8 protein-coding genes and 2 pseudogenes are annotated in these 10,688 nt (G+C 74.1%); 6 read left to right on the top strand and 4 right to left on the bottom strand.

Annotated features, from left to right (window positions below; translation table 11 throughout):
* Positions 1-333 (bottom strand): annotated as a pseudogene (locus VR45_RS38660) (hypothetical protein); the annotation flags it as partial.
* Positions 334-612: 279 nt separating this feature from the next.
* Here VR45_RS38660 and VR45_RS43135 point away from each other — a divergent pair.
* From VR45_RS43135 to VR45_RS38630, 6 genes and pseudogenes are all read left to right on the top strand, one after another.
* Positions 613-3,579, top strand: a complete 2,967-nt coding sequence (locus VR45_RS43135; RefSeq protein WP_052709703.1) for an acyltransferase domain-containing protein — start codon at positions 613-615, stop codon at positions 3,577-3,579.
* Between the two features lie 35 nt (positions 3,580-3,614).
* Positions 3,615-4,606, top strand: a pseudogene (locus VR45_RS38650) (ketoacyl-ACP synthase III).
* A 28-nt stretch (positions 4,607-4,634) separates the two neighbouring features.
* Positions 4,635-5,474: an SDR family NAD(P)-dependent oxidoreductase gene (locus VR45_RS38645; protein WP_045944636.1), complete on the top strand. Its 840-nt coding sequence runs from the start codon at positions 4,635-4,637 to the stop codon at positions 5,472-5,474.
* Positions 5,471-6,565: a beta-ketoacyl-ACP synthase 3 gene (locus VR45_RS38640; protein ID WP_045944635.1), complete on the top strand. Its 1,095-nt coding sequence runs from the start codon at positions 5,471-5,473 to the stop codon at positions 6,563-6,565. The genes VR45_RS38645 and VR45_RS38640 overlap by 4 nt, the downstream gene beginning before the upstream one ends.
* Complete coding sequence (locus VR45_RS38635) at positions 6,562-6,891, top strand: acyl carrier protein (protein ID WP_045944634.1); 330 nt, start codon at positions 6,562-6,564, stop codon at positions 6,889-6,891. The genes VR45_RS38640 and VR45_RS38635 overlap by 4 nt, the downstream gene beginning before the upstream one ends.
* On the top strand, positions 6,888-8,132 hold the full coding sequence (locus VR45_RS38630) for a beta-ketoacyl-[acyl-carrier-protein] synthase family protein (RefSeq protein WP_045944633.1): 1,245 nt from the start codon (positions 6,888-6,890) through the stop codon (positions 8,130-8,132). The genes VR45_RS38635 and VR45_RS38630 overlap by 4 nt, the downstream gene beginning before the upstream one ends.
* A 124-nt stretch (positions 8,133-8,256) precedes the next feature.
* Here VR45_RS38630 and VR45_RS38625 read toward each other — a convergent pair whose 3' ends face one another.
* From VR45_RS38625 to VR45_RS38615, 3 genes are all read right to left on the bottom strand, one after another.
* The gene (locus VR45_RS38625; protein ID WP_078897436.1) at positions 8,257-8,970 is read right to left on the bottom strand and encodes an alpha/beta hydrolase; all 714 of its coding nucleotides are present in this window, start codon (positions 8,968-8,970) and stop codon (positions 8,257-8,259) included.
* 284 nt (positions 8,971-9,254) lie between these two features.
* On the bottom strand, positions 9,255-10,088 hold the full coding sequence (locus VR45_RS38620) for a type II CAAX endopeptidase family protein (RefSeq protein ID WP_045944632.1): 834 nt from the start codon (positions 10,086-10,088) through the stop codon (positions 9,255-9,257).
* Positions 10,089-10,357: 269 nt separating this feature from the next.
* Positions 10,358-10,688: ABC transporter permease subunit (locus VR45_RS38615; protein ID WP_045944631.1), on the bottom strand; the 331-nt coding region annotated here is incomplete at its 5' end.

Raw genomic sequence — 10,688 nt, 5'->3', positions numbered from 1 at the left:
GGCGGCGGAGGCGAGCCCCGCGAGCGCTGCCGGGAATTCCTGCGGCGGGAATTCCGGCGGCGGGAGGACCGGCTGCGGGTCGCCGAAGCCGGCGTCGTCCAGGGTGACGGGCCGTCGCAGTCTCCGACTCAGCGCCGAGCACACCAGGTGGGTGACGGGCTTGCGGGGAACCGCGCCGGTGAGCCACTGATGCACCGAGGCGCGCCCGTAGGACAGGGCGCATCCGGACTCCGTGCCGATCCGGTTGACGGCCCGGGCCAGTTGCTCCCCGGTCCACTCGGCTTCCCTGAGCAGTTCTCGCAGGCGGTTGTTCGGCACACGGAGGACGGCCATGCCTCTCCCCTGGGTCTTCGGCACCCCGCCCACGGTTGCCCGGTCCGGCCTCCGAGGCACGCGGTCGTACCGCGGATTCTCCGCCATCGTAACCGCCCGCGGCATTCCGAGGGGCGCCCTTCTCTCCTTCAACTCAACTGATTCCAGCGAAAGTTGACACCCCCGAATAATTGACGTGCCGACCGCCGGGAAAGCCCCGCGAGAACGGTCGCAGACTCCACCATGGAGGACGTCGGAACATTTCTTCGAACAAACCCCAGGGTGGAGGCGGGATCCACGATGTCCGGCCCACACAGTCCCACGATCACCGCAGATGTCGTACACCTGTTCCCCGGGCAGGGGGATTTCGGTCTGACGGCACTGCTTCGTACACTTCCCCGCACCGGGTCGCTGGCACACGCGGTCGCCGAGGTCTTCGAGGAGGCCGATGTCGTCGCCCCCGAATTCGATCTGCCGCCGATCGGTCCCCGCCTGGCCGGCAGCGCGCCGCTCAGCGTCGGCGCACTGGCCGCGGACCCGCCCGGAACCGTACAGCTCGCCCTGTTCGGTGTGTCCCTGGCGGTGCACCGCGCGCTCGAAGCCGACGGCTGCCGGGCGCAGCGCCTGCTGGCGGTCAGCTTCGGCGAGATCCCCGCGCTGACCGCGGCCGGGTGCTGTTCGACCGCCGACGGGGCCCGCCTGGCCTGCCGGCTCGGCCAGTTGCTCACCGGCCACGGCGGCGGCATGACGCTGCTGGGCGCGGGCCCGTCCGCGGCCGCCCGCCTGCTCGCGGAGGCGGGACCGGGCGCCCGTACCGTGGTGGTGGCCTGCGTCAACCACAGTGGGGAGACGGTGGTCTCCGGCCCGCTGGACGGGCTCGCCGTCGTCGAGCACTCGGCGGAGGCGCGCGGCATACCGGCGCGACGGTTGCGGCTGCCGTTCATGAGCCACCATCCGGCGCTCGCCCGGGAGGCCGGCGTGTTCGCGGACTTCGCCCGGCGGCTGCGCCTGGCTCCCCCGCGCCGGCCGGTCTACTCGGTGGTGAGCGGCCGGTTCCACCGCGCGGACAGCGATCTGCCGGGAGCGCTGTCCGCCTGTCTGATCAGGCCGTTCGACCTTCCTGCGGTGCTCGGCGCAGCCCTGCTGGACGCCTCGCTGGTCGTCGAGGCGGGCACCGGCAGCACCTTGACGAACAGCGTGCGGCGGATCGATCCGCGCCAGGAGGCGCTGGCGCCGATCGCCGACGGCCGGTGGCCCACCGGATCGCCGGCGCCGCTCCCGTCCCCGTGCTCAGGCCCGTCGCCCACCGCAGCGGAGGAGGACGCGCCGCGCCCTCGTCCCGACCTCGACGGCGGCGCGGAGGCACCCCTGGGTACCGGAGGACCGGCCGAGGACCGGGCCAGGGCGATCGACGTCCTGACCCGCCTCTCGGGACTGCTCCCGCCCCGGCGGGCCGGGGAGTTCGGGCAGCTTCTGGCGGAGCACCGGGCGGGGCAGGAGGCCCTGCGTACCGACCTGCGTACCGACACGAGCGCGCACCGGCGGCTGATGCGACTGGCGGCCTCGCTGCCGCCTGCCGCCGAGGTGGTCGCCGACCCGGACCTCCTGGCCGCGCTCAGCGAGGCGACGGCGCTGGCCGACCCGTCGCTCTACCAGACCTTCCTGTCCCACTACGTCCTGTGCGTCGGCTCGCTCGTCCTCCTGGGCGGCGAAGCCGCGGACCGGGGTGGCGCTCTCGCTCACGCGCGCACCAAAGGCTCCTTCATGGTCACCGAGTTCGGCGAGGCCGGCAGCCACCTCGAGATCCGCACCGAGGCCCGGTTCGACCCGGTGCACCGGGTGTTCACGCTGCACACCCCGGACCAGCGGGCCGCGAAGTTCTCCTCCGTCGCGGCGTTCGGCCTGCCGCAGCAGGCGGTGGTCTGCGCACGGTTGCTGACCGGTTCGCAGGACGGGGGCGTGTTCTCCTTCCTCGTCGACATCACCGGAGCCGACGGCCGCCCGGCACCGGGCGTGTCCGTCTCCGACCCGATACCGGTGGACGCGCTCCCGCTGCCCTACGGCCTCGTCCGGTTCCACGGTGTCCGGGTCCCGTACGACCGCTGGCTGCCGGACGGTGCGGTGATCGACCCGGCGGGCGTGCTGCACGACCCCCGGTCCAGCCCCGACGCCCGGCTCCGGCGGACCCTGGGCTGTGGTCAGGGGCTCTGGGCCACCCTGCCGTCGGCGATGGCGGCGCTGTCGGGCCGCAGCGCGGCGATGGCCTGGCGGTTCAACGCGGGCCGCCGGTCGCACGGACGGCTGGCGCCCGGGAGGCCGCTCCTGGAGTACCGCACCCAGCAGCACGCCGTCCTCGGAGCGCTGGCGGCGGCCTACTCGCTGCGGCGCACCGCCCGGGCCGCCCTGTCCACCTGGGCGGACCTGCGCGCCGCAAGGAGCGCCGACGGGCCGGACACCGCGATGACCTTCTCCCCCTGGGCCTCGGTCGACCGGTCGCTCGCCCTCTACAAGGCGCACAGCACCCGGACCGCGGCCGAGGTCATCGACGACCTGCAGCACCGCTGCGGGGTGTCGGGTCTCTTCGACCACAACCGGTTGCCGGGCTACCTCGGGTTCGCCCGTGCCTTCGACAGCGCCGGCGGCGACAACACCCTCATCCTCCTCGACGCCGGCCGCGCCCTCGCCGAGGAAGCGGAGGAACGGGCCCGCTCGGGTCCGCCGCCGACCGATCCGGACGCACTCCCGACCGACCCGACCGACCCGGCGTGGTGGCCCGCGGTCGTCACCGCCCTGCGGGACCGACTCGCCGCCGACCTCGCCGCCGCGTCGTCGGCCCGTGCCGGGGCGGGCCACCGCGACCTGGAGCTGTGGAACCCGCTGCTGGAGGATGCCCTCGAACTGGGTGACGTCCAGGCCCGCCGGCTCGCGGCCGAGGCCGCGGCGGGAGGCGACGGCACGGACGGGCGCGGATGGCCGGTCCCCCGGGCGGCCGACCTGGCCGCGCTCGACGGCCTCGCCGGCCCCCTGCTGGCCACCGGCGTGCTCGCTCCCGCCACCGTCCGCGCCCTGCCTGCGGCCATGGACGCCGTGTGCGACCGGCTGCACCGGGCCCTGCCGGACATCGTGGCCGCGCTCGACCCCGGGGCCGGCATCGCCCGGACCCCGCTGGACGAGCCCGACCGCACCACCGCACTCCTCACCCGCGCACTCCTCGCCCCCCACGGCGCCGCCACCGACGCCGACGACCGTTCCTGGAGCAGATCGTGAACCGGAGCAGATCCCCGGGCATCGGCGTCCTCGGCATGGGCACCCACCTGCCCGCCACGGTCACGAGGTCGGCCCGCCCGCCGGTGTCTCGGCCGCCTGGATCACCGAACGCACCGGCGTGACCGAACGGCACCGGGCCGCACCCCACGAGGCCGCCTCGGACCTGGCGGCGGCCGCCGTACTGGCCGCCTGCGAAGCCGCCGGCATCACGTCGGACCGGCTCGACCTCGTCGTCGCGGCCACCTCCACACCGGACGAGCTCGGGCCGGCCACCGCCTGCCGCGTCCAGGCCCTGACGGGCGCCACCAACGCCGTCGCACTCGACGTCAGCGCGGCCTGCTCCGGCTGGCTGTTCGCCGCCAAGGTCGCGCACGCCTGGCTGGCCACGACGCCCGGCGCCCGGCACGCGGCGGTGGTCGGCGTCGAGGCCTACTCGAAGTTCGTCGACCCGACCCACCGCGGCACCGCCGTCCTCTTCGCCGACGGCGCTGCCGCGGCGGTCCTGGGCCCGGTCGACGGGGACGGCGGCTTCCACGACTTCCACCTCGGCTCGGACGGCCGGGGCGCGCACCACGTGCTCATCCCCGCCGGCGGCAGCCGGATACCCGCCGGGACCGCGAGCCTGGACGCGGGGCTGCACCACATCCACATGGACGGCCGAGCCGTACGCGACTTCATCACCGAGATCTTCCCCCGACTGGTCGAGCAGGCCCTCGGCCACCACGGCCTCGGACTCGACGACGTCGATGCCTTCATCACCCACCAGCGCAATCCACTGCTCCTGCGCGCCGTCGCGGACCGGATCGGCATCCCGGCCGAACGCCTGCACATCACCGGAGACCTGACGGGCAACATCGGTGCGGCCTCCGCTCCGTTCGCACTGGCCGACGCCGCCGCCCGGGGTCTGCTGGCCGACCGGGCGCGCGTGCTCGTCTGCGTCTTCGGGGCCGGCCTGACCTGGGGCAGCACCCTGCTCACCTGGACGGGGGCCCGCTCCCTGCCCGCCCCCGCCCGGAACCCCGACTGACACCCCGCCGGAACCGGAGGAAGCCCTCATGACCGTCCTCAACCACTTCCGCCTCGACGGCCGGCGCGCACTGGTGACCGGCGCCTCGCGCGGCATCGGGCGGGCCGTGGCCGTCGCGCTCGCCCAGGCCGGAGCCCGGCTCGCCCTCTCCGCCCGCACCGGGCCCGCGCTGAAGCACACGGCCGACCAGGTGCTCCGGTACGGGGAGTCCCCGGTCCTGGTACCCGGTGATCTCGCCGACACCGGGCAGGCCGTGCTCGTCGACCGCGCCGCGGAGGCCCTGGGCGGCCTCGACATCGTCGTCCACAACGCCGGTGTCCTGCCCACGAACCCGGACGGCAGCACGCTGCTCGCACCGCTCCAGCACCTCCCCCAGGCTGCCTGGGACCAGGTGGTCTCGGTGAACCTCAACGCCACCGCCGCGATCTGCCGGCACGCCCACCCGTACCTGGCGCGGTCGGACAGCGCCAGCCTGGTGCTGATGTCCTCGGTCGCGGGTCTGGTCGGCACGCCCATGATGGAGGCGTACGCCGCGACCAAGGCCGCCCAGGTCTCCCTCGCCCGCAGTCTCGCCGCCGGCTGGGCCCGCGGCGGGATCCGGGTCAACGCCCTCTGCCCCGGCTGGGTCCGCACCGACATGACGGCCGCCGTCCACACCGATGCCGCGCTCAGCGACTGGCTGCTGGCCCACGTCCCCATGGGGCGCTGGGCCGAACCGGAGGAGGTCGCCGCGGCGGCGCTGTTCCTGGCCTCGCCCGCGTCCGCCTTCCTCACCGGGCAGGCGATCGCCCTGGACGGGGGCCTCTCGGTCCCGGACGGCGGTCTCGCGGGCACCCCCAAGCCGCCCTCCCCGTTCGCCGCGGCATGACCTCCCCGCCCTCCGCCCCCTCCGACCGCGCCAGGGCGGTGATCGCCGGTATCGGGTCCTGCCTCCCGCCCCTGGTGGTGACCAACGCCCAGGTCATCGCCCGTGGCCACCTGGACACCACGGACGAGTGGATCACCAGCCGCACCGGCATCCACCGCCGGCGGCTGGCCGGACCCACCGTCAGTACCGGAGACCTGGCCACGGCCGCCGCCCGCGCGGCGATCGATTCCACCGGCTCCCGGGGCCCACGACCGGACCTGCTCCTGCTGGTCACCACCACGCCGGACCGGCCCTGCCCCGCCACCGCACCGGAGGTCGCCCACCGGCTCGGTCTCGGAACGGTCCCCGCGTTCGACCTCTCGGCCGTCTGCTCGGGCTTCCTCTACGGCCTGGCCACGGCCTCCGCCCTGCTCCGCAGCGGGACCTGCCGGGCGCCCCTGGTGGTCGCCGCCGAGAAGTACTCGACCATCGTCGACCCCTTCGACCGCGACACCGCACCGCTCTTCGGCGACGCCGCCGCCGCGGTGGCGCTCCGGCTCGGGGACGCCACCGAGCCCGGGGCGCTGCTGGAGACCGACTGGGGAAGCGACGGCGGTGGAAGCGACCTGATCACCGTGGCCGCGGGCGGCTCGCGGCCGCCCACCACCGATCCCCCCGGGCGCGGCGACCGCTGCTTCCGGATGCGCGGACGCCAGGTCTACGCCCACGCCGTACGCCGCATGGCCTCCTCCTCCGAGGCGGTCCTCGCCAGCACCGGCTGGCGGCCCCAGGAGGTGCAGGCCTTCATCGGGCACCAGGCCAACCAGCGGATCCTGGACGCCGTCGCCGACCGCCTCGGCATCCCGCCGCAGCACCGCTTCGGCAACATCCGCGAGGTCGGCAACACCGCGGGCGCCTCCGTACCGCTCGCCCTCGCGGACGCCGCCGCCCGACGCGCCTGCACCCCGGGCGCCCGCACCCTGCTCACCGCCTTCGGCGGCGGCCTCACCTGGGCGTCCGCGACCCTGCTGTGGCCGGACGCACCCGCGCGGACGGCCGCCCCCGAACCCCGCCCGCCGCTCCACGACCACCAGGAGGTCAGCCCACCGTGAACGCCGTCCGCGAACACCTGGTCACCCTGCTCACCGAGAAGTTCGAGGCGCCGCCCGGCTCGATCGACGACGATGCCACCCTGGAGGACCTCGACCTCGACTCGCTCGCCCGGGTCGAGCTGGTCTTCAGCCTCCAGGACCACTGGGGTGTGCCCCTGGACGACGACCAGGACTCGACCGCCGATGTGACAGTGGGCCGACTCGTCGACCGCATCCACGGCCTGCTCGCGCAGTCCGGCCGGCAGCCCGACGCGTCCGACACGTCTGACACATCCGAGACAGCCGACACGTCCGACACGTCCGACACTCTCGACGCGTCCGAATGAGCGCGGCACAACCACCGCTCGCCGTCACCGGGATCGGTCTGGTCACCCCGGCCGGCCACGGAGCCGGGCCGACCTGGCGCGGCGTTCTCGGAGCCCTCGGCACGGCCGCCCCCGACCCGGCGCTCACCGGTCTCCCCGTCGTACTCTCCTGCCGGGTCCCCGAAGACCCCGCCGCGCCGGCCGGAGGGCGCCGGTCCTGGCAGTTGGACCGCGCCACCCGCTTCGCCCTCGCCGCGGCCCGGGAGGCCGTCGCCGACGCGGGCCTCGATCCCGCCCGCTGGGACGGCGCACGGGTCGCGGTGGTCCTCGGCTCCGCGGCCGGCGGCGTGGGCAGTTACGAGCACGCGGCAGAGCGCCTGCGCACCCTGGGCCCCGCCGCCGTGTCCCCCATGACGCTTCCCGCCTTCCTGCCGAACATGGCAGCGGGCCGACTCGCCATCGAATTCGGCGCGACGGGCCCGGTGATGCACACCGCCACCGCCTGCGCCTCCGGGGCCACCGCCGTCCACACCGCGGCCCTGCTGCTCCGCGCCGGAGCCTGTGACATCGCCCTGGCGGGCGGCACCGACGCCATGATCACCCCGGTCTGCGTCGCCGGGTTCGCCCGGATGAAGGCCCTTTCCCGCAACACCGATCCCACCCGCGCCTCGCGTCCGTTCGACGCGGACCGTGACGGCTTCGTCATCGGCGAGGGAGCGGGCTTCCTCGTCCTGGAACGCCGGGCGGACGCGGTGACACGTCGGGCCGTACCCAGGGCGTTGCTGGTCGGCACCGGGACGGCCGCCGACGCCTTCCACCCGGTCGCACCGCACCCGGACGCCCGTGGTCTCGAAGGAGCCGCCCGACTGGCCCTCGCCGAGGCCGGGGCCGTTCCCGACGATGTCGATCACATCAACGCCCACGGCACGAGCACCCCGCTCAACGACTCCGCGGAGGCCCGCCTGATCCACCGGCTCTTCGCCCGGCGTCCCCCGTCGGTCACCTCCGCCAAGGGCGTACTCGGCCATACGATGGGCGCGGCAGGCGCCATCGAGGCAGCATTGACGGTTCTCACCGTGCAGTACCGACTCGTCCCCGGAACAGCCGGGTTCGCCCACCCCGACCAGGACACCGACAGGATCGACCTGGTCCGCGACGGCCCCCGTCGCCAACACCTTCGGCTCGCGCTGAGCACCTCGGCCGGATTCGGCGGCCACAACACCGCCCTCGCCTTCGCACCCGCCGGCCCGTCCCCGGGCTGATGCCACCGGCCGGTGGCGCTGGTGCTCGCCCGCACCGCGGCCGCCGACGGACGCGGGCCCCGGCGCACAGGGATCTCCGGAGGGGCTGACGCCCGGGCCCGGGTGCTGCCCCACGAGCCCGGCATCACTGCGGGCCGTGCCATGCCGTGGTGACGGCGATGATGTTCCGGGCCAAGGCCGCAGGCTGCTCCCGGGCGATGAGGTGTCCGGCGCCCTGGACGGACCGGACGGTGGTGCGCGGAGCCAGGCACAGAAGCTGGTCGATGTCCTCGGCGGTGACCGAGGAGCCGGTGTCACCGTGGACGAGCAGGACGGGGAGGTCGAGCTCCGCGGTGGTCCGCCGGAGCCGTGGGACCTGGCCGAGGATGTCCTCGACGAGCAGGGTGTAGGCGCCGGTCAGTCCGCCTGCGGCGAGGAAACGGCGGACCCGGGTGGGGTCGAGGCAGGGGACGACATCGACCAGCACCAGTCCTGCCACCCTTGCCCGCGTCGCCGGGTCGGCGAGGGCGGCGACAGCGGCGAGCCCGCCCAGCGAGGCACCGACGACCACGCAGCCCGGCGGCTCGGCGCGGAGCATTGCGGCGACGTCCTCCGCGCAGGGGGACAGTGCCCGAGCACGGCCGTCACTGTCGCCGTGGCCCCGCTGGTCGAAGGCGACGCAGCGGAAGCCGGCTCCGACGAGGACCTCGCTGACCGGCGCCCACACCGTACGGCGTTCGCCACCGGCATGAAGCAGGAGATAGGTCGGTCCGGCACCGACCTCCTCCCCGCACAGGACCGCATCGGGGCGAGCCATCCACCGAACCTGCGGGACGGCCGGGTCGACCGGATCGATCATGGACCTGCCACCTCACCTTCTCCTCCCCCGCCCGAAGGAATCGGACCGTCAGGGGCCGCCCGGGCCCCGTACCGAACGCGACGTCCAGTACCGCCCGAGAACGCACACCGGGAACCGAAACTACACCGGGCCCCGGGCCCGTTGAAGGCACAACGGCAGACCGTGCACTTCATCGCCCTGCCGGCCACCCAGCTCGGGGCGGGCGTCGGCCAGCGCGAAAAGCCGGGCGCCGAGGAGCACCGATCGGCGCTCCTCGGCGAGGCGGCGCCGCACCGGCGGTGGGCTCAGTGTCCGGGCGCGGACGCGGGCTCGGGCGTCGCCGGACCGTCGGCGGCGCTCGGGGCGGTCTCCGCCGCGATGGAGCGGCGCTTGACGACCACCAGGACGATCAGGACGACCTGGAGCAGGATCGGCAGGACCATCCCGGCGTACGCCTTGTTCTCGCTGCCGACCAGGCTGGAGATCAGCCCGAGGTCCCACAGCCCGTGCACGAGCATCGGCAGTAGCAGGGTGCCGCCGACCCGCAGGCACAGGTAGAAGAAGTAGCCGGAGGTGGAGACGATCACGGCCTGGAGAACGGCCTGCGCGCCCTCGCCGAACGCGTTGCTGAGGTGAACCGCGCCGAAGATCAGCGAGGAGTACAGCGCGACCTTGCCCTCGCTGAGCCCGGCCCGCTTGAAGACCTGCACACCGATCCCGCGGAACATCAGCTCCTCACCGATGCCGACGCAGGCCGTCATGGCGATCAGGCTCAGCACCAACGAGACGGGCTGGTCGGCCAGGTTCGGGTAGTTCATGCCCAGCAGGGCCGCGGCCAGCATCGAGATCGGCACGAACCACACCCAGCGGCGCACCGGTGCGCGGTAGCGCAGGACCTCGCCCCACCAGCCGAGCCAGGTCACGACAGCCGCGCCGAACAACACCGACAGGCCGATCGGGATCAGCCCGTTGCGGACCACCACCTCGGTGGTCGGGAACTGGCTGGCCGATCCGCCCCGGTCGGCCCCGACCAGCGCGCCCAGCCCCTGGATGATCGCGAGGTAGACGACGACCACCACCAGGAACCACGGCCAGGTCAGCCGTCGGCCGCGCTGGGGAGGGGACTCGATTGCGGACATGAACACGTCTCCGTTCGCCTACGACAACAACGATGCCGCCGCGCAGCCCGCCCCTTGGGAGACAGTCCGCGTCAACGACGGGACGTATTGTCCCATGACAGACATAATGCCGCCATGTGATATTGCATTCGTATGGAAATGATATCGGTGGCGTGACCGCCCCTTCCGACCAGGGCCGACCTCCCACCGTTCGGACAGTCGCACAGCCGGACGGCACGCTGCCCGCCGCCGGTCCTCCACCGGGAGCGGGCAGCTTCGGATCCGGGGCTTCAGGTCAGGCGGCGGCGGACGGCGGCGGAGAGCTGGTCGACGGCGATGATCAGGACGAGGACCACCAGGATGTGGGTGAGCATCTCGTCGAAGCGGAACAGCTTGATCGACTGGTTGATGAGGAAGCCGATGCCGCCGGCACCGACCAGGCCGAGGATGAGAGAGGCGCGGACGTTGACGTCCAGGCGGTAGAGGAGCAGGCCGGCCAGCCGGGGGGTGACCGTGGGCAGCAGGGCGTGCAGGGCGGTCTGGATGCGGCCGGCGCCGGCGGAGCGCAGGGCGCGGGAGGGGCCGGGGTCGGCGTCCTCGATCTGTCTCTTATACACATCT

This window comes from Streptomyces sp. NRRL S-495 (assembly GCF_000966955.1).
Taxonomy (GTDB): Bacteria; Actinomycetota; Actinomycetes; order Streptomycetales; family Streptomycetaceae; genus Kitasatospora; species Kitasatospora purpeofusca.
This window is presented reverse-complemented; position numbering and strand designations above follow the sequence as displayed.